The sequence below is a fragment of the Rathayibacter sp. AY1C9 genome, assembly GCF_002932315.1.
Taxonomy (GTDB): domain Bacteria; phylum Actinomycetota; class Actinomycetes; order Actinomycetales; family Microbacteriaceae; genus Rathayibacter.
Genome location: NZ_PSVZ01000002.1, coordinates 35,379 through 51,921 on the forward strand (window position 1 = coordinate 35,379; position 16,543 = coordinate 51,921).

Sequence of the window (16,543 nt, forward strand, 5' to 3'; positions counted from 1 at the left end):
GGCCCACATGCCCTCCCGCAACACCCTCGTCCGCAGTCTCCACGACCTCGGAGCCGCCGCCTGGTTCGGCGGCTCGCTCATGGGCGCCGTCGGCCTGAACGGCGCCGCGTCCACCTCGTCCGACCCGGCGGAGCGCCTCCGCCTCTCCTCGAACGGCTGGGCCCGCTGGACCCCTGTGCAGCTCGCCGCGATCGCCGCCCACGGCGTCGGCGGCATCGGACTCGTCCTCGCCAACAAGACCCGCCTGGCCAACCAGCAGGAGAGCCGCACGAACACCGTCGTCAAGACCGTCGTGACCGGGCTCGCCGGTGCCGCCTCGGTGATCGCCGCGGTCGCCGGAGCGACGCAGGCCAAGCACGCCGACGAGGGCGCCCCCGGCGTGACCGAGGCGTCGGAGCACAACTCACAGGAGCTGACCACGGCCCTCCGCGTGCAGAAGGTCACCCAGTGGGCCATCCCCGTGCTGACCGCCGTCATCATCGTCCTCGGCGCCCAGCAGGGCGAGCAGCAGCGCCCCGTGAAGGGCCTCTTCGAGACCACGGCGCGGATGTTCCGCAAGTAGTCCCCGCGCTCGCGCGCAGACCGTCGGCTGAGAGTGCCCGCCGTCCCCCGAGGGTGGAGGGCGGCTGCTCTCGGCCGACGTTCTGCGTGCGGGGTCCGGCTAGCGGCGCGAGGGCCGGCGGCGGACGGTCAGCGCGAGGGCTCCCGCTTGCGAACACGTCGCCTGGTCGGCGTCGGAGCCCTCGGTCCCCTTTTCGACCGTCTCCGGGAACACGCGCCCACCGATCGCTGCCTCTCGATCAGGCGCTACGCTCCGGCATCCCGCTGCTCCTTCTCGGACGTCAGAGCGTCGATCCCGTTCTCGTGCCCGACACAGCTGGCGACCGTGTCCGGATCGATGCCCAGCGCGTAGCGGACCTCTTGTCCGGCGCTCTGCTGTTCAGTCGTGGCCTCAGGGAACGTCGAGTAATAGGCGTCACTGAAATCGGCCGAGTTGGCCATCGTGTTGAGAGTGGACATCTCGGCGATGTAGGAGCCGCGGATCGTCGCAATCTGCTCGGAGACATCGCTCGGCCAGTGGTAGTACGAGTCGTCCAGGAGCGTGAGTGTCCGTCTTGTCAGATCGAGCCGAGCAGACGCAGCGGCGTGCACGCCGGAAGGGTCCGGGTCGCCACCGTTCAGAAGCTCGTCCTCGCCGGATGAGAAGGCGTCGCTCAGATTCTTGATCGCGATGTTGTTGGGGCAGACGAGGTCGAGATAACGGGACGCCGCTTGTGCGGTGTCGAGCTCGACGAACGCAGGTGTCGCGGGCGCCGCAGGTGCAGGGGTCGTCGACTCGGCCGGAGCTGCTGCGGGCGCGGAAGCCGTGCAGGCAGTCAGGAGGAGCATTGCCGCACTGAGAGCTGCAGGGAAAAGGGCTTTACGCACGGCGGCTACTCCGGGGTCGCCGAGCAGAGCGCCGACGCGAAGGCCCCGGTGCTGGTCTGCTCGGCGATGACCTCGCCGTCGAGGGTGATTCGGCAGCTGATCTCGCCTTCGTCATCGCTGCCGTTCGAGGCGGTCAGCGTGAAGCTCTGGAAGGTGAAGTCGCCTCCGGTCTGGACTTGCAGCTCCTTCGTGAAGGGGAGCGCCTGACCGGTGGCCTGCTCGGAGCCGGAGGTTCCTCCGTCGTAGGTCGACCAAGTGATGGAGGCCGCGGTAGCCGAGCCGGTGACCTCATAGACGAGCGTCCGCGGCACGGCAGCGGCCTCGGAGCTCTCGGCCTGCGCGGTGGCGATCGCGTTCGAGACGCCGCTCGCGAATCCGGCCGTGTAGACGATGGCGAGAATGATCGAGAGGACAAGCGCGATCACGTTGAGGACGGTGCCGGCGATGGCCGTGCCGCGAGAGCGGCCCTTGAGGAAGAGGCCGATGATGCCGAGGACGAGTCCGATGAAGGCGAGGAAGCCCGAGGCGTAGTTGACGATCGGGATAAGGGCGCCGATGAGCGCGAGGATTCCGATGATGAGGGAGGCGAGGCCCAGCCCGTTGCCGGTCTTCTTCGGAGCGGAGGGGGCGGAGCCGGGGAATACGGCGGGGTTGAACTCGGTCATCTGCGGAGTATGTCAGAGGCTGACAGGCTGCTGAGAATCCAGAGAGCGGTATTGCTTAGAGATGCCGTCCCGCCTGTGTTGACCCGGCTATCTCTACATAGATAGCCTCAATCCCGTGCAGCCACTCCCTCGCCTCACGCCCGCCACGGCGGACGTCCTCCGGACCCTCCTCGATGCCGACGGCCCGACCTGGGGCATGGTCGTGATCAAGGCCACCGGGCGACCGGCGGGCAGCGTCTACCCGATCCTGGAGCGGCTCGAGGGAGCGGGCTGGGTGGTCTCGGAGTGGGAGGCCGCGAGCGAGCGGAGCGGCCCGCGTCGCCGGCTCTACGAGCTGACCACGGAGGGCGCCCCGGCAGCCCGGGCCGCCGTCGAGCGGATGAGGTCGACCGCGCGGACGGCGCCGCGAGCGGCGGAGGCGACCGCGTGAGCGCGCTCCTGCGGCTCCTGTCGCTGCTGCTGCCCCCGCTCGCCCGCGAGCGCTACCTCGAGGAGTGGCGGGCCGACCTGGCCGGGGCCGCCGAGCTGGGACTGCCCCGGCGCGGCGTCGTCCTCGGAGCGCTCGCCCTGCTGGTGAGCGTCGACCGCGACCTGCCCGCGCACACCGGCGAGGCGCGGGGCACGCTCCCGCGCCGCCTCGCCCGCCGAGGACTCGCGCTCTTCGCCGCGGCGGCGCTGATGCTGAGCGGCATCGCGCTGACCGGCGGCGGGATCGTCCCCGAGCCGGGTGCCGCCTCCGACACCGCCCTTGCGGCCGTCGGCGCCGTGCAGACCGCGGTGCTCGTCGCCGCCGTCGCGGTCGCGGTCCTCGGCGCGGTCCACCTCCTCGGCGCCGCGGCGTCGGCCCGCACGGTGCTCGCGCGGATCTCCCTGGTCGCCGCCGTCGTCGGCCCGGTGCTCACCGCGGCCGGCCTCCTCCTCCCCGGACCCCTCGCCCTCGTCGGCCTGCCCGTCTCCCTCGCCGGACTCGTCTGCGGGGCGATCGTCCTCGGCGGCTCGCGGACCATCGCCCTCGCACCGCGGACGGCGACCCGCGCTCAGCGCCTCCCCGTCGCCCTCGCGGGCCTCGCGCTCGTGGCGGGCGTCACGGTGGTGGGCGCCGTCGACCTGCTGGTCTGGAATCCGCAGGCGAAGGTCCCCGGCGTGGCCCTGGCGGAGATCTACGCGACCATGTCCGAGCGCGACGGCTTCGAGTTCGGCTCCCACGCGATCTGGGTCACCGGGTGGGCCGCCTTCTGGACGGCCGCCGCGATCGTCGTGACGGCCGGCGCCCTCGTCGGCCGGAGGTCGCCGCTCACTCCGCGGCGGATCGCTGTGCTCATGCTCGCCCTGGTCGCCGGCGCCGTCGTCTTCCGCTTCTTCGCAGGGTTCGGCTTCGGGATGTCGGTCGCCGACACCTTCGTCACCTCCGGCGGCGACGGCTCCCTGGTCTCGGCGATCCTGCCGCCGCTCGGACAGCTCGCGCTCGCCGGCGCCGCGATCGCGGTGGGCTGGGCGCCCCGGGTCGCCCGACCGGCGGCGGCCTCCGCGGCCTGACAGTGCTCGTGCCGGCGGAGACTTTCGCCCGGCCGGCTCGGGATCCGCGAGAACGGGACTGCCTGCCGACGTACTTCCCTTCGTGGTGAACACGAACGGCCCGTTCCGGCGCGGCCGAGCGGCCGCCGGCCTACTCCAGTCGCCGCAGGAAGCGGGCCGGCTGGTCGAGGAAGCCGCGCCAGGTCCGCACCAGGTCGAGGTCGTCGTAGCGGCAGGGGCGCAGGCCCGTCTCGTCGAGCTCGTAGAGGTCGGCTCCGGGGAGGGCCGCGAGGATCGGCGAGTGCGTGGAGAGGACGACCTGCGAGCCGCCGGCGACCAGGTCGCGCAGCTGCCCGATCAGGGCGAGGCAGCCCGACACCGAGAGGGCCGACTCCGGCTCGTCGAGGAGCCACAGCCCGCTGATCCGGGAGCGGTTCGCCACGATGTCGAGGAACGACTCGCCGTGGCTCCGCTCGTGGTATCCGCCGTCGATCCCCACCTCCTCCAGGTAGCTGAAGAAGCCGTGCATCGTCTCGGCGCGGAGGAAGAAGCCGCGCTTGGACGCCCCGGCCCCGCGGACCAGCTGGAGGTGCTCGGCCAGGTCCGACTCCGAGGCGCGGGAGGAGTGCATCGCACCCGTGGATCCGCCCTCCGCGTTCAGCCCGTAGGCGAGGGCGACCGCCTCGAGCAGCGTCGACTTGCCCGAGCCGTTCTCGCCGGTGATCACCGTCACCTGGCCGAGATCCCAGCCCTCGGCCAGCACCTGCCGCACGGGCGCGAGCGTCGCGGGCCACCGCGCGAGGTCGGCGGGGTGCTCGGGTCGGGCCTGCACGCGGCGCACCGGGAGGGTCGAGAACACCCGGTCAGTCAAGCAGGTCGACGCTCCAGCCGGCCTCGGCCAGCGCGCGGGCCGTGTCGGCGCGGGGCGAGTAGGGGAGGTCGTCGGCGCCGACCACGCGGTAGTCGGTGTCGCCGGGGCCGACCCAGAGGACGGAGTCGGACGGCCGGCCCGGTGCAGGGCGGCGCGGACGGCGTCGGCCGGCTCCGCGATCTCGAGCACCTCGCAGCGCTCGACGCGGCGGGCGCCGTCGACCAGGGCGCGGCGGATCCGCGCGGGGTCCTCGAAGCGCGGGTGGTGGTCGGTGACGATCACCAGGTCGGCGCGCTCGGCGGCGGCCCGGCCCATCGGCGCGCGCTTGCTCGGGTCGCGGTCGCCGTCGGCGCCGAGGAGGACGAGCACGCGGCCGGGCGTCACCTCGCGGAGGGCGTCGACGGTGCGCGCGACCGAGTCGGGCGTGTGCGAGAAGTCGAGGAAGACCCGCGGCCCGTCGGCGCCGGACACGAGCAGCGTCCGCCCGGGCACGGTGACGTCGATCCCGGAGCCGACCGCCGCGGCCACCCGGTCGCGCGCGTGGCCCGCCTCGATCAGCATCACCAGCGCGAGGGCCGCGTTCGAGGCCATGTGGCGGCCGAGGAGCGGGACGGTGGTGGTCGTCGACCAGCCGTCGCGGGCGGTGAGCCGGAAGCGGGTGCGGTCGACCGCGGTCTCGAGCACGTCGATCCGCCAGTCGGCTCCGTCCCCGGCCGAGAGCGTGACGACCGGGACCGAGGCTTCGCGGGCGACCCGGCGCCCCGCCTCGGTGTCGACGACCACGACGCCGCGGCGGCTCCGCTCGGGCGTGAACAGGCGCTGCTTGGCGCGGAGGTACTCGTCCAGGTCGCCGAAGTCGTCGAGGTGGTCGTGGCTGAGGTTGGTGAACCCGGCGACGTCGAGCACGATCCCCTCCATCCGGGAGCGCACGAGCGCCTGGGCGCTGACCTCGATCGCCGCCGCCTCGACGCCGTCCTCCGCCATCCGGGCGAGGAGCGCGTGCAGCTCGGAGGCCTCGGGCGTGGTGAGGCGGCTGGCGACGACGTGGTCGGCGCTGCGGCGCTCGGCGGTGGAGCTCAGCCCCGAGACGACGCCCAGCTGCCGGAGCACCGCGTCGAGGAGGTGCACGGTGCTGGTCTTGCCGTTGGTGCCGGTCACGCCGAGGAGCACCGGTCCGCTCCTCGTGCCGTACACCTGCGCGGCGACCGGGCCGAGGGCGGTGCGGGGGTCGTCGCTGAGGAGGACGGGCAGTCCGGAGGCGCGCGCCTCGTCGAGCCCGCCCGCGTCGGTGAGCACGGCGACCGCTCCTGCCGCCGCCGCGTCGGCCGCGAACCGGGCCCCGTGGCTCCTCCTCCCGGGGAGCGCGGCGAAGAGGGCGCCGGGGCCCGCTTCGGTGTGCGCGACGGTCACCGCGGTGATGCGGACGTCGGAGCCGTCGCCGTGGAGGCGGAGCCGATCGCTCGCGAGGTCGGCGAGCGCGACACCGGCGGCGTGGAGCGGTTCGAGGAGCCGGAACACCGGCATGCGGGCCTCCTGCGGGGCGGGCGGGGCGGCGTCGCCGAGGGCCCGCGGGTGCCGCCGGGCGACCGGAGGGGGAGGGCCGAGAGGCCCATGCCTCAGCCTGCGCGCCGCTCCCCCCGATCGGGGAGGCCCTTGCCACCGCCCGCGCGGGCCGCTACCCGCCTCCGCCTACTGCCGCGAGAACGCCTCCTGGTACAGCGCCGCGAGCTCGGGGGAGCTCTCACCGCTGAGGCCGCAGGTCAGGATCGTGTCGCCGTCGGCCGCGACCAGGTAGTCGACCCCGGTCTCGAAGACGATGGGGGCCCCGTCCACCGCCGTCTCCCTGCCCTGGGTGACTGTGACGCCGTCGCCGACCTCGCCCGCGTAGCGCTCGAGCACGTGCAGGGTGACGGTGCTCCCGTCGATCGAGCGGACCTCGGCCCGGAACGCGAGCTGAGCGGGGGCCAGCGCGGCGGCCGTCACCGGCGAGCACGCGGCCATCGGCCCGCCCGTGCTCGGCAGGATCAGCGTCGAGGTGCTGCCCCCGCCCACGCCGAGCGCGAAGGGCAGCAGGAGGGAGGCGGCGGCCCCGGCGCTCAGCGCGCCGACTCCCACGATCAGCCAGGGGGAGCGGCGGCGGGAGTGCACCGTCCGCGTGCCCTCGCCCGTCGCGGCGGCGATCTGCTCGGCGAGCTCGTCGCGGTCGAGCGCGGGGAGGCTCCGCGCGGGGTCGACCGTGCGGAGGAGGCGGCGGACGTCCTCGTCGTCGGTTCCGGTCATCGGAGTCCCCCTTCGGGCGCGTGCGGGTCGGTGGAGTCGTAGAGCTCGGCGAAGCGGCGCCGCGCGCGATGGAGGCGGATCGAGACGGCGTTCGCCGTGACTCCGAGGACCGCGGCGATCCCGCGGACGTCGAGCTCCTCCCACGCCCAGAGGCGCAGCAGCTCGGCGTCCTGCTCGCGCATCCGGGCGAGCACGAGGCGCACGGTCTCCTCCGCGCCCGACGCCTCGCCCTCGTCGATCTGCACCTGGGGCGGATCGACGACCGCGATCCGCTGGGCGAGCATGACCTGGCGGCGCTGCATCCGCCGGGCGTTCTGCAGCTGGAGCCGGGCGACGCCGATCGCCCACGGCACCGGGTCGTCCTCGGGCACGTCGGCGCTGCGGCGCCAGAGCACCGAGAGCGTCGCGGCGAGCACGTCGTCGGCGGTGGCGGAGTCGGTGCGCCGCCAGAGGTAGCGGCGGACGGGATCGGCGACCGCGGCGGCGACCGCGGCGAACCGGTCGGGACCCGCGAGGGGAGCTGGCATGTGCCTCATGCTCCCTCCTGTCCGGGATCGGCGCACATCTTTCACCGGCGCGCCGGGCGGGACTCCGCGCTCTCCCAGCAGCACGGGAGCGCGGGTCGGCACTCAACGCCGCGAGGCGCCGACGAACTCCAGCCAGCCGGCCACGAACGGCTCGATGTCGTCCACCTCGTCCAGCGCGAGAGCGTCCAGATCGACTCCGCGGCACTCCAGCGTGAGGACGTGCCCGCGCACCCACGCGGCCGCGCGCACCGCGCCGGCTCCCTCCCAGACCTCGAAGGGCTCCGGAGCCCCGTCGACCGGGATCTCCGCGATCCGCGTGGGGGCGGGCAGCGCCTCCGGCTGCACGAACGAGACGGGCGCCTCCTCCCGGCAGCAGAGCAGCGCGACGTCGTGCCGCGGATCGCCGAGGGTCGTGCGGATCTCGACGGAGGGCCCCGGCCCGCCCGGGACCGCCTCGTCGGCGAGGAACGAGAGCCCCCGGGGGCCACCCGTCAGCGTCCACTCCGCCAGCAGCCGCGGACCGCTCCAGCCCGAGACCGCCCAGAGCGGGAGGTCGCCGAACGACCCGCGGATCCGCGCGACCCGCTCGGCGAGGTGCGCGGAGAACTCCTCCTCGCCGAGACGCCGCGCTCCGTCCATGGCCCGATCGTAGGTCGGGTGCCGCGGCACGGCCAGACCCCTCGCTACTGTGAACGTCGACCCCCGCCTCCCTTCCCCGCCGAGGAGCCCCATGCCCATCTGGACCCTGCACGGAGACGGCCGCACCGTCGAGCCCGGCGCCGTCGTCGCCCCCGGCGAGCGGCTCGCCTGGCCGGCCACGATCGCCATCGGCATCCAGCACGTCGTCGCCATGTTCGGTGCGACGTTCCTCGTGCCCGTGCTCACCGGGTTCCCGGTCGCCACGACCCTGCTCTTCTCCGGAGTCGGGACGCTGCTGTTCCTCCTGATCACGCGCAACCGGCTCCCCAGCTACCTCGGCTCGAGCTTCGCGTTCATCGCGCCCGTCACGGCCGCGACCACCGTCGGAGGGACGGGGTCGGCGCTCGCCGGAGTCGTCGCCGTGGGCCTCCTCCTGGCCGCCGTCGGCGTCCTCGTGCAGGTCGTCGGCCTCGGCTGGATCGACAGGCTGATGCCGCCGGTCGTCGCCGGCGCGATCGTGGCCCTGATCGGGTTCAACCTGGCTCCGACCGCGTACCTCAGCTTCAAGCAGGCGCCGATCACCGGGACGATCACGCTCGCCGCGATCATCCTGTCGAGCGTGTTCCTCCGCGGCTTCCTCGGCCGCGTCTCGATCTTCCTCGGCGTGGTCATCGGCTACGTCGTCGCCCTGCTGCGGAACGAGATCGACTACTCCGCGGTCGGTGCGGCCGACTGGTTCGGGCTGCCGCCGTTCACCTTCCCCGACTTCGCCTCCGGATCCACATGGTCGGGCATCGCGATGTTCCTGCCGGTCGTGCTCGTCCTCATCGCCGAGAACGTCGGACACGTCCGCGGCGTCGCGACGATGACCGACGCCTCCGCCAACGCCAGCACCGGCCGGGCCCTGATCGCGGACGGTGTGGCGACCACCCTCTCCGGCGCCTTCGGCGGCTCCGGCACGACGACCTACGGCGAGAACATCGGAGTGATGGCGGCCACCCGCGTGTACTCGACGGCCGCCTACTGGGTCGCCGGCGTCACCGCGATCCTGCTCAGCCTCTCGCCCAAGGTCGGCGCCGTCTTCAACTCGATCCCTGCCGGAGTGCTGGGCGGCGCGACCACCGCGCTCTACGGCCTGATCGGCGTGATCGGCATCAAGATCTGGATCGACAACCGCGTCGACTTCTCGCGCCCGGTCAACCAGTACACCGCCGCGGTCTCCCTCGTGATCGCGATCGCCGGCTTCTCGTTCTCCTCCGGCGGCTTCGAGCTCGGCGGCATCGTCCTCGGCGCCGGCGCCGCCCTCGTGATCTACCACCTGGGCAACGCCATCGCCCGCTGGCGCCGCACCGGCGCCGACGACGGCGGCCCCCTCCCCGCCATCGGCCAGCTCGGCGGGGACCCGCAGGACCGCTGACCACGGCCTGCTCCGTCCTGCCGCTCCGAGACGCCGCCGTGCCGTCCGGACGCCGCCCTTCCGCGGCCGTCCCAGCGCGCACGGCAGGGGCTCGGCGCCGGCCGGAGCCGTCTCGGCACGCACGTCGGAGCACCGCCCTCGCTTACCACGTTCGGGGCAGTCCGCAACCCGGTGCGCTCCCAGGCGGCTCCCGCCTAACGTCGAGCGTGACGACCGCAGCAGCGGAACGCCGCACACCGAGTGAGACAGCAAGGAGCACCACCGTGCCGCAGATCATCGAGACCGTCGACGTCAACGTCCCCGTGTCCGTCGCCTACAACCAGTGGACCCAGTTCGAGGAGTTCCCGCGCTTCCTCGACGAGGTCGAGTCGATCCAGCAGGTCACCGACACCCTCACCGTCTGGAAGGTGAAGGTCGGCCCCGTCGAGCGCGAGTTCGAGGCGAACATCACCGAGCAGCACCCCGACGAGCGCGTCGCGTGGAACAGCACCGGCGGCGAGACCGACCACGCGGGCGTCGTCACCTTCCACAAGCTCTCCGACACCGAGACCCGCGTCACCGTGCAGCTCGACTGGGAGCCGAAGGGCTTCCTCGAGACGCTCGGCTCGCTCGTCGGCGCCGGCAGCCACGCTGTGAAGAAGGACCTGAACAACTTCAAGGAGTACATCGAGAAGCAGGGCACCCCCGACGGTGCCTGGCGCGGCGACGTCGAGGCCTGAGCCGTGACCGACGCAGCCACCTCGTCCGAGGGCGAGAAGAAGGCGAACGGTCTCGGCGACGACGAGACCATCCCGCACTCCGAGGACGGGCTGGCGGTGGGGGTCTCCGGAGACTCGCACTTCAACCCCGAGGAGGACGCTCCCGAGGAGCCCTCCGAGAGCTGACGTTCTCCTCCGGGGAGCCTGACCGCTCTCCTCCGCGAGATGCCACTTGTGCACATGACACGCCGCGAGGCGTGCGCACAGGTGGCATCTCGCGGTTGAAGGCTCAGCGCCAGGCCCGGGTGTACTGCGGGGGCACCGGCAGGTCCGCGCCGAGCTCGTGCGCCATCCGCACCGGAGCGTTCGGGTCGCGCAGCAGCTCGCGGGCGAGCAGCACGACGTCGGCATCGCCGTTCGCGACCACGCCCTCCGCCTGCTCCGCCGTGGTGATGAGTCCCACGGCGCCGACCAGCGCACCGGTCGCCTTCCGCAGGTCGCGCGCGAACGGCACCTGGTAGAGCGGCGCCACCGGGATGCTGGCGTGCACGAGTCCGCCGGTCGACACGTCGAAGAGGTCCACGCCCTCGGCGCGCGCCCACTCCGAGACGGTGATCGTCTCCTCCAGTGTCCAGCCGCCCTCGGCCCAGTCGGTCGCGGAGAAGCGGACGAGCAGAACGAGCTCCCCGATCTCGGCGCGGACCGCGCGGACGACCTCGAGCAGCAGGCGCGCCCGGTTCTCGAGCGAGCCGCCGTAGGAGTCCTCGCGGGTGTTCGAGAGCGGCGACAGGAACTGATGGAGCAGGTACCCGTGCGCGGCGTGCAGCTCGATCACGTCGAAGCCGGCGTCCGCGGCGCGGCGGGCGGAGGCGCGGAACGCCTCGACGAGGCCCGGCAGCTCCTCCGCGGCCAGCTCGCGCGGCTCCGCGTAGCCCTCGAACGCGACGGCCGAGGGAGCGACGGTCGGCCAGCCGCCGTCCTCCAGCGGCACGGATCCGCGTCCGCTCCACTCGCGGTAGGTCGACGCCTTCCGGCCCGCGTGGGCGAGCTGCACGCCCGCGAGCGCGCCCTGTCCGTGCACGAAATCGACGATCGGAGCCCAGGCGTCGCGCTGCTCGTCGTTCCACAGCCCCGTGTCCCAGGGGCTGATCCGCCCCTCGGGGACGACGGCGGTGGCCTCCGCGATGACGACGCCCGATCCGCCGCGCGCGAGCCCGCCGAGGTGCACGAGGTGCCACGAGGTGGGCACGCCGTCCTGCGCCTCCACCGAGTACTGGCACATCGGTGCCGCCCAGAGGCGGTTGCGCGCGGTCCTCGAGCGGAGCGTCAGCGGCTGGAACAAGGCGGTGTCGGTCATGTCTCTCCTGTCGTGCTTCTCCGCGGAACGCCGCTTCGGTAGGCGATACGCCGGTGAGGGCGCACGCCGGCGGCATCTCGCGGAGGGGGTCACGTGCTCCAACCGGGAGGAGAGCCCGGCTATGCCCGGATCAGCGCGGCCAGGTCGCCCCGGGCGCGTCCTGCCAGACGGTGCTCGGCGGAGCGAGCGACTCCAGCTCCTCGAACAGCGCGTCGGGGATCTCGAGCGCGTCGTCGGCCACGAAGGAGTCGTAGTGCTCGGCGGAGGTGGCGCCGACGACCGTCGTCGTCACGCGGGGGTCGCGCGTCGAGAACTGCAGCGCGGCGGCGGCGAGCGGCACGCCCGCCCGGTCGCAGGCCGCTCCCATCGCCGCGACGGCGTCGACGATCTCGCGCGGCGCCGGCCGGTAGGCGTAGGAGGCGACCGGCTCCGGCCAGCGCGCGAGGGCGCCTCCGCCGTAGACCGCCGCGTTGACCACGATCACGCCGCGGTCGACGGACGCGTCGATCAGCTCCTCGGAGGAGCGGTCGACCAGCGTGAAGCGGTTGTGGGTGATCACGGCGTCGAAGAGGCCGGTGTCGACGTAGTGGCGCAGCATCGGCGCGGGTCCGCCCGAGATCCCGATCGAGAGGGCGACGCCCGCCTCCTTCATCGCGACGAGCGCGCGGACCGGGCCGTCCTCGGCGAAGGCCTCGTCGTACGAGATGCGCTCCGGGTCGTGCAGGTAGAGCAGGGGGAGGACGTCCATACCGAGGCGCTCGCGGCTCTCGTCGAGGCTGCGGCGCATCCGCTCGGCCGAGTAGCTGCCGGTGCTCGGGTCGCGGTCGAGCTTGGTGACCACGGTGATCCCCTCGGGGACGCCGCCGCGGGCCAGCAGGGCCTCGCCGATCAGGCGCTCGCTGTGGCCGCCGGCGTACTCGTTGGACGTGTCGACGACGGAGACGGCGCGGGTGGCGGCGTCGGAGTCGAGGACGCGCTCGAGGGCCGGCACCCGGTCGAGGTCGGCGACGCGCTCGGGGCGCCAGGAGGTGCCGAGGGTCAGCCGGGTGACGGTGGCGCCGGACGGGCCGAAGGGCCGGAGGCGGGAGGACTGCGGAGTCATCCGCTCAGCCTGGCAGCGCCGGGGTCCTCCCCGCATCCCGCGGCGGATGAACGGTCAGTGGACGAGAGGGCTCTGCCCGACGACGCCGAAGCCCAGGAGCGTCGTCGCGAGCGTCCCGGCGGAGAGGTGGGCGATCCGGAAGACGGTGTCGGTGCGGCGAGGCCGCCTCCGAGGTCGACGCGGTGTCGTGCTCGACGGGATCCCTCCGCGGGGCCTTCCTCGGGGCGCGATGACCGGCGGCGGACCGGCGCGAGGCCGCCCTGACGGCCGGACGCGGGCCGGTGGTGCGGCCTAGGCTCGGCGCGTGACCGTCGATACCGCCGCCGCCGACTCCTCCGCCCGCTCCGCCGTGCTCGACGCTCTCGCCACTCCTGCGCTGGTGCTCGACGAGGCGGTACTCGACCGCGACATCGCCGCCGTCGCCGCGGCTTCCCGCGAGCGGGGCCTGGCGCTCCGCCCCCACGCGAAGACGCACAAGTCGCTCGAGATCGCCCGGCGCCAGCTCGCCGCGGGGGCCGTCGGCCTCACCGTCGCGACCGTCTCGGAGGCCGAGGTCTTCGCCGCGGGAGGGATCCGCGACCTCTTCATCGCCTACCCGCTCTGGGTCGACGCCGAGCGCGCCGGGCGGCTCCGCCACGTCCTCGCGAGCGCCCGTGTGCGGGTCGGCGTCGACTCGGCGGAGTCGGCCGAGCGCCTGGCCGCGGCCCTGCCCGAGCGTGAGGGGCTCGAGGTCGTCGTCGAGATCGACTCCGGCCACCACCGCAGCGGCGTGCTCCCCGCCGAGGCCGGCGCGATCGCCGCGGCCGCCGTCTCGGCCGGGCTCGACGTCGCCGGCGTCTTCACCTTCCCCGGCCACAGCTACGCGGCCGGAAACGGAGCGGCGGCCGCCCGCGACGAGGCGCGCGCGCTCGCCGAGGCGGTCGCGTCGCTCGCGGCGTCCGGAGTCGAGGCCCGCGTGGTCAGCGGAGGCTCGACCCCCTCGGCCGCGTTCGCCGACTCCTCGGTGCTCACGGAGCTGCGCCCCGGGGTCTCGGCCCTCGGCGACGCCCAGCAGTGGGAGATCGGCACGATGACGCCCGAGGACATCGCCGTCACCGTCCTCGCCACGATCGTGTCCCGCCGCGGCGACCACCTGATCGCCGACGCGGGCAGCAAGGTGCTCTCCTCCGATCGTGGCGCGGCCTCGAGCGGCTTCGGCCGCCTCCCGGAGCACCCGGAGGCGCGCATCCCGGTGCTCTCGGAGCACCATGCGACGATCACCGGTGTCGACCTGCCCGTGGGGACGCGGGTGCGGATCGCGCCGAACCACGTCTGCGTCGCGGTGAACCTGGCCGACGAGTACCGCGTCCTCCTCCGCGACGGCGGCGGCGCCGTCTGGCCCGTCGACGCCCGCGGGCGGAACAGCTAGGCGATCCGCGAGCGCGGGATCCGCAGGCCGAGCAGCGCGCTCGCCGCCAGCAGCACGAAGGCGGAGGCGAAGGCCGCGGTCGGCGATGCGGCGTCGGCGAGAGCGCCTGCGAGCAGCGGCCCGATCACGCCGCCCAGGTCGGACGCGGCCTGGAACACCGAGACCGGCTTGCCGCCGCGCTCGCCCGCGGCGTCACCGACCAGCGCACCCGGGGCCGTGCCCATGAAGGCGGCCGCCGCTCCGTAGACGCAGAGCAGCACGACGAGCAGCCACAGCTCCGAGACGAACGGCATCGCCAGCATCGCCACCGCCGCGACGGAGAATCCGCCGATCAGCGCCGGGCGCCGACCGACCGTGTCGACGAAGCGGCCGGCGGGCGCTAGCGCGATCGTCTGCACCACCGCGGCGATCGCGAACGCGATGCCGGTCCAGGCGGGCTGCCCGCCGAGCCCCTCGACGACGAGCACGGGGACGAGCGTCGCGCGGACTCCCATCGCCGACCAGCCGAGGGCGAAGTTCGCCAGCACCGCGCTCTGGTACCGGCGGTCGCGGGCGACCTCGCGCAGGGGCTTCGTCCTCGCCGCGGCGGACGGTGCCGCGTCGCGCTCCGGCCGCTGCAGCAGGATCAGCCCGACGAGCCCCGCGATCGCGAGCGTGCCGGCGTAGAAGAAGAAGGGGGCGGTGAGCGAGATCGCCGTGAGCACGCCGCCCACCGCGGGGCCCGCCATGCCGCCGAGCAGGAAACCGCCCTGGTAGAAGCCGATCGAGCGGCCGCGCCGCTCCGGGCTCGCGGTGCGCAGGAGGAGCGTCATCGCCGCGACGGAGAACATCGCGGAGCCGATGCCGCCGACTCCGCGCAGCAGGAGGAGGTGCGGGTAGTCGGAGGCGAAGCCGACCAGCGCCGAGGAGAGCGCGACGATGCCGATGCCGACGGCGAGCACGACCCGCTCGCCGAACCGGTCGACGAGCGGCCCCACGAACGGATTCGCGACCAGCCGCATCAGCGCGAACGCCGAGACGACCGCGCCGACCGCCGTGTAGTCGACGCCGAAGCTGCGCACGTAGGTCGGCAGCACCGGCACGACGACGCCGAACCCCAGCATCACGAAGAAGGCGACGACCCCCAGCACGAGCACGTCCCGCGGCAGTCGCTCGCTGTCTCGGGAACGCCACGGGAATCGCACCTGTCGACGCTACCCCTTCTCGAGGGCCCGGCCCGCGCCTCGAAGTGTCGAGTTCGCGCCGACCGTCCGACACCCTCTCCGCGATGGATACGGTCCCAGGACCCGATGGATCTGCCGGCGAATGAGGAGACGTCATGAAGAGTTCTCTGTGGTTCGGGTCCGGTCTCGCTGTCGTCGCGCCGGCGCTGACGTCGGTTCTCGGGGCGCAGGTGGCCTCGGCCGCTCCGATTCAGCCGAACAAGAACTGCGAGTACGAGTTTCAAGGGGGGTGCGTGAAGTGGTACACCGGCGTCTCGATCTGCGATCACATCGTCGAGACCAGTGCCCCGGAATATCGCAAGAAGGCCTGCGCGGTCTGGGTCACGACGGGGACGATGTACATCGAGCGATGAACGATGGTGGATCGCACGACCGCCTCATCGGCGGTACTCGTATCCGTGCTGCTCCTCGCGGGCTGCACCGAGCCGGGAGGCGATCAGGAGGCTGCTCCCTGCGTCCCGCTCGAGCGCGCGTGGAACGACTACGCGCCGGAACTCGATCCCGTTCTGCGTCCACCGTTTCGCGAAGCCCTCGAGGGCTTCGACGAGAGCTCCTCGAACTCGATCGCGTCCGACGCTGCTCGTCTCGCCACGAGCAATCTGCTCTCCGCGATCTCCGGGGATCGACGAGCGAGCGAGTACTTCTGGAACGCCATGGACCTGATCGGCCGTGAGTGCGCCGAGGCGGGAGTCCCGCCGTCGTTCGACCACCACGGCGAGCAGCTGACGACGGGGAGCAGCGCCGACCTTGGGCGCCCGCCCTGGGCTCTCGATCCGCCGCCTCAGTCGGAGAGCGGCACGATCGAGCCGACGATCCCGGAGTAGCTCACGTAGTAGAGGACGCCGTCGCGGTGGAGGACGCCGCGGCCGGGGTAGCTCTCGTCCGGTCCGTCGGGCCCGTCCAGGAAGCCCGGCGCCGCGGTGTCGTCGGCGGTGAACCCGTTCGCGAGGAGCGCGGCGCTCCGATCCGGCCACTCCGCGTCCGGGACCGCCAGCTGCCCGACCACGACCGACACGTCGCCCTGGCCGCTCCACCGGCAGAGCACCCCGTCCTCGGCGATCTCCTGCACGACGGGGTAGTCGACGTCGTAGACCGTCGCCTCGGGTGAGAGGGCGAGACCGTCCTCGGCGAGCGACGCCTCCTCCTCGGCGGTGAGCAGGTCCTCGCAGGGGAGCAGGGCGGTGGCCGGGGTCGCGGTGGGCAGCGGAGTCGCGCTGCCGGCGCTCGCGGTCGGCACGGCACTGCTCGGCGTCGGAGCGCTCGAGATCAGCGGTGGAGCGGTCGTCGGGGCCGTCCCCTCGTCGGCGCTTCCCGTGCAGCCGCTCAGCGCGAGCAGCCCCGCCCCGCAGGCGAGCAGCGCACCGGCGCCCCTCGCGGTCGTCGTCCGGATCATCGCGAGCCCCCTCGTCCGCG

General features: G+C 73.5%; 19 protein-coding genes. 9 read left to right on the forward strand and 10 right to left on the reverse strand.

Annotated elements, in window-relative coordinates:
• Window positions 1–7 precede the first annotated feature (7 nt).
• Entirely contained in the window at window positions 8–562 is a 555-nt protein-coding gene (locus tag C5D09_RS02585; RefSeq protein ID WP_104225963.1) for a hypothetical protein, read from the forward strand.
• 245 nt (window positions 563–807) lie between these two features.
• On the opposite strand, the gene C5D09_RS02590 is transcribed toward C5D09_RS02585, so the two are convergent.
• Both C5D09_RS02590 and C5D09_RS02595 read right to left on the reverse strand, forming a co-directional pair.
• The gene (locus C5D09_RS02590; protein ID WP_104257117.1) at window positions 808–1,389 is read right to left on the reverse strand and encodes a hypothetical protein; all 582 of its coding nucleotides are present in this window, start codon (window positions 1,387–1,389) and stop codon (window positions 808–810) included.
• Between the two features lie 44 nt (window positions 1,390–1,433).
• Window positions 1,434–2,093, reverse strand: a complete 660-nt coding sequence (locus C5D09_RS02595) for an MmpS family transport accessory protein (protein WP_104261034.1) — start codon at window positions 2,091–2,093, stop codon at window positions 1,434–1,436.
• Window positions 2,094–2,208: 115 nt separating this feature from the next.
• On the opposite strand from C5D09_RS02595, the gene C5D09_RS02600 reads away from it, so the two are divergent.
• Entirely contained in the window at window positions 2,209–2,523 is a 315-nt protein-coding gene (locus tag C5D09_RS02600) for a PadR family transcriptional regulator (RefSeq protein ID WP_104261035.1), read from the forward strand.
• Window positions 2,520–3,629 carry a hypothetical protein gene (locus tag C5D09_RS02605; protein WP_104246985.1) on the forward strand — a complete coding sequence of 370 codons (1,110 nt, stop codon included), beginning with the start codon at window positions 2,520–2,522 and terminating at the stop codon, window positions 3,627–3,629. The genes C5D09_RS02600 and C5D09_RS02605 overlap by 4 nt, the downstream gene beginning before the upstream one ends.
• 130 nt (window positions 3,630–3,759) lie before the next feature.
• On the opposite strand, the gene murE is transcribed toward C5D09_RS02605, so the two are convergent.
• From murE to C5D09_RS02630, 4 genes are all read right to left on the reverse strand, one after another.
• The gene (murE, locus tag C5D09_RS02615) at window positions 3,760–6,003 is read right to left on the reverse strand and encodes a UDP-N-acetylmuramyl-tripeptide synthetase (protein WP_258066891.1); all 2,244 of its coding nucleotides are present in this window, start codon (window positions 6,001–6,003) and stop codon (window positions 3,760–3,762) included.
• A 165-nt stretch (window positions 6,004–6,168) separates the two neighbouring features.
• Window positions 6,169–6,759 carry a hypothetical protein gene (locus C5D09_RS02620; protein ID WP_104237812.1) on the reverse strand — a complete coding sequence of 197 codons (591 nt, stop codon included), beginning with the start codon at window positions 6,757–6,759 and terminating at the stop codon, window positions 6,169–6,171.
• Window positions 6,756–7,286, reverse strand: coding sequence for an RNA polymerase sigma factor (locus C5D09_RS02625; RefSeq protein ID WP_160033683.1), 531 nt, complete (start codon window positions 7,284–7,286; stop codon window positions 6,756–6,758). Before C5D09_RS02625 ends, C5D09_RS02620 begins: the two co-directional genes overlap by 4 nt.
• A gap of 102 nt (window positions 7,287–7,388) precedes the next feature.
• On the reverse strand, window positions 7,389–7,925 hold the full coding sequence (locus C5D09_RS02630) for a hypothetical protein (protein ID WP_104225957.1): 537 nt from the start codon (window positions 7,923–7,925) through the stop codon (window positions 7,389–7,391).
• A gap of 91 nt (window positions 7,926–8,016) precedes the next feature.
• Here C5D09_RS02630 and C5D09_RS02635 point away from each other — a divergent pair, with 91 nt between their 5' ends.
• From C5D09_RS02635 to C5D09_RS17355, 3 genes are all read left to right on the forward strand, one after another.
• A complete protein-coding gene (locus C5D09_RS02635) occupies window positions 8,017–9,342 on the forward strand; it encodes a uracil-xanthine permease family protein (RefSeq protein WP_104246990.1) in 1,326 nt (441 codons plus the stop codon).
• A 263-nt stretch (window positions 9,343–9,605) separates the two neighbouring features.
• Window positions 9,606–10,061 (forward strand): SRPBCC family protein, encoded by a 456-nt coding sequence (locus C5D09_RS02640; protein WP_104224157.1) that lies wholly within the window; start codon window positions 9,606–9,608, stop codon window positions 10,059–10,061.
• Window positions 10,062–10,064: 3 nt separating this feature from the next.
• Window positions 10,065–10,226 carry a hypothetical protein gene (locus C5D09_RS17355; RefSeq protein ID WP_167299017.1) on the forward strand — a complete coding sequence of 54 codons (162 nt, stop codon included), beginning with the start codon at window positions 10,065–10,067 and terminating at the stop codon, window positions 10,224–10,226.
• A gap of 103 nt (window positions 10,227–10,329) precedes the next feature.
• On the opposite strand, the gene C5D09_RS02645 is transcribed toward C5D09_RS17355, so the two are convergent.
• Entirely contained in the window at window positions 10,330–11,397 is a 1,068-nt protein-coding gene (locus tag C5D09_RS02645) for an NADH:flavin oxidoreductase/NADH oxidase (protein WP_104254884.1), read from the reverse strand.
• A gap of 130 nt (window positions 11,398–11,527) precedes the next feature.
• Window positions 11,528–12,499 (reverse strand): aldo/keto reductase, encoded by a 972-nt coding sequence (locus tag C5D09_RS02650; protein WP_181134999.1) that lies wholly within the window; start codon window positions 12,497–12,499, stop codon window positions 11,528–11,530.
• A 304-nt stretch (window positions 12,500–12,803) separates the two neighbouring features.
• On the opposite strand from C5D09_RS02650, the gene C5D09_RS02655 reads away from it, so the two are divergent.
• Window positions 12,804–13,907, forward strand: coding sequence for an alanine racemase (locus C5D09_RS02655; RefSeq protein ID WP_258065966.1), 1,104 nt, complete (start codon window positions 12,804–12,806; stop codon window positions 13,905–13,907).
• On the opposite strand, the gene C5D09_RS02660 is transcribed toward C5D09_RS02655, so the two are convergent.
• Window positions 13,904–15,091, reverse strand: coding sequence for an MFS transporter (locus tag C5D09_RS02660; protein ID WP_244229579.1), 1,188 nt, complete (start codon window positions 15,089–15,091; stop codon window positions 13,904–13,906). The genes C5D09_RS02655 and C5D09_RS02660 overlap by 4 nt on opposite strands.
• Before the next feature lie 134 nt (window positions 15,092–15,225).
• Here C5D09_RS02660 and C5D09_RS02665 point away from each other — a divergent pair, with 134 nt between their 5' ends.
• Together C5D09_RS02665 and C5D09_RS02670 are read left to right on the forward strand one after the other, a co-directional pair.
• Entirely contained in the window at window positions 15,226–15,483 is a 258-nt protein-coding gene (locus C5D09_RS02665) for a hypothetical protein (RefSeq protein ID WP_104268549.1), read from the forward strand.
• 3 nt (window positions 15,484–15,486) lie between these two features.
• A complete protein-coding gene (locus C5D09_RS02670; protein ID WP_146085597.1) occupies window positions 15,487–15,954 on the forward strand; it encodes a hypothetical protein in 468 nt (155 codons plus the stop codon).
• Here C5D09_RS02670 and C5D09_RS02675 read toward each other — a convergent pair.
• Window positions 15,912–16,523 carry a hypothetical protein gene (locus tag C5D09_RS02675; RefSeq protein ID WP_146085598.1) on the reverse strand — a complete coding sequence of 204 codons (612 nt, stop codon included), beginning with the start codon at window positions 16,521–16,523 and terminating at the stop codon, window positions 15,912–15,914. The two genes, C5D09_RS02670 and C5D09_RS02675, sit on opposite strands and share 43 nt — an antisense overlap.
• Window positions 16,524–16,543: the final 20 nt, after the last annotated feature.

Excerpts from the sequence above, each read along its gene's own strand:
- C5D09_RS02585 (WP_104225963.1), top strand. The coding sequence starts at position 8 with ATGCCCTCCCGCAACACCCTCGTCCGCAGTCTCCACGACCTCGGAGCC.
- C5D09_RS02590 (WP_104257117.1), bottom strand. The coding sequence starts at position 1,389 with ATGCTCCTCCTGACTGCCTGCACGGCTTCCGCGCCCGCAGCAGCTCCG.
- C5D09_RS02595 (WP_104261034.1), bottom strand. The coding sequence starts at position 2,093 with ATGACCGAGTTCAACCCCGCCGTATTCCCCGGCTCCGCCCCCTCCGCT.
- murE (WP_258066891.1), bottom strand. The coding sequence starts at position 6,003 with ATGCCGGTGTTCCGGCTCCTCGAACCGCTCCACGCCGCCGGTGTCGCG.
- C5D09_RS02620 (WP_104237812.1), bottom strand. The coding sequence starts at position 6,759 with ATGACCGGAACCGACGACGAGGACGTCCGCCGCCTCCTCCGCACGGTC.
- C5D09_RS02625 (WP_160033683.1), bottom strand. The coding sequence starts at position 7,286 with ATGCCAGCTCCCCTCGCGGGTCCCGACCGGTTCGCCGCGGTCGCCGCC.
- C5D09_RS02630 (WP_104225957.1), bottom strand. The coding sequence starts at position 7,925 with ATGGACGGAGCGCGGCGTCTCGGCGAGGAGGAGTTCTCCGCGCACCTC.
- C5D09_RS02635 (WP_104246990.1), top strand. The coding sequence starts at position 8,017 with ATGCCCATCTGGACCCTGCACGGAGACGGCCGCACCGTCGAGCCCGGC.
- C5D09_RS02645 (WP_104254884.1), bottom strand. The coding sequence starts at position 11,397 with ATGACCGACACCGCCTTGTTCCAGCCGCTGACGCTCCGCTCGAGGACC.
- C5D09_RS02650 (WP_181134999.1), bottom strand. The coding sequence starts at position 12,499 with ATGACTCCGCAGTCCTCCCGCCTCCGGCCCTTCGGCCCGTCCGGCGCC.
- C5D09_RS02665 (WP_104268549.1), top strand. The coding sequence starts at position 15,226 with ATGAAGAGTTCTCTGTGGTTCGGGTCCGGTCTCGCTGTCGTCGCGCCG.
- C5D09_RS02670 (WP_146085597.1), top strand. The coding sequence starts at position 15,487 with ATGGTGGATCGCACGACCGCCTCATCGGCGGTACTCGTATCCGTGCTG.
- C5D09_RS02675 (WP_146085598.1), bottom strand. The coding sequence starts at position 16,523 with ATGATCCGGACGACGACCGCGAGGGGCGCCGGTGCGCTGCTCGCCTGC.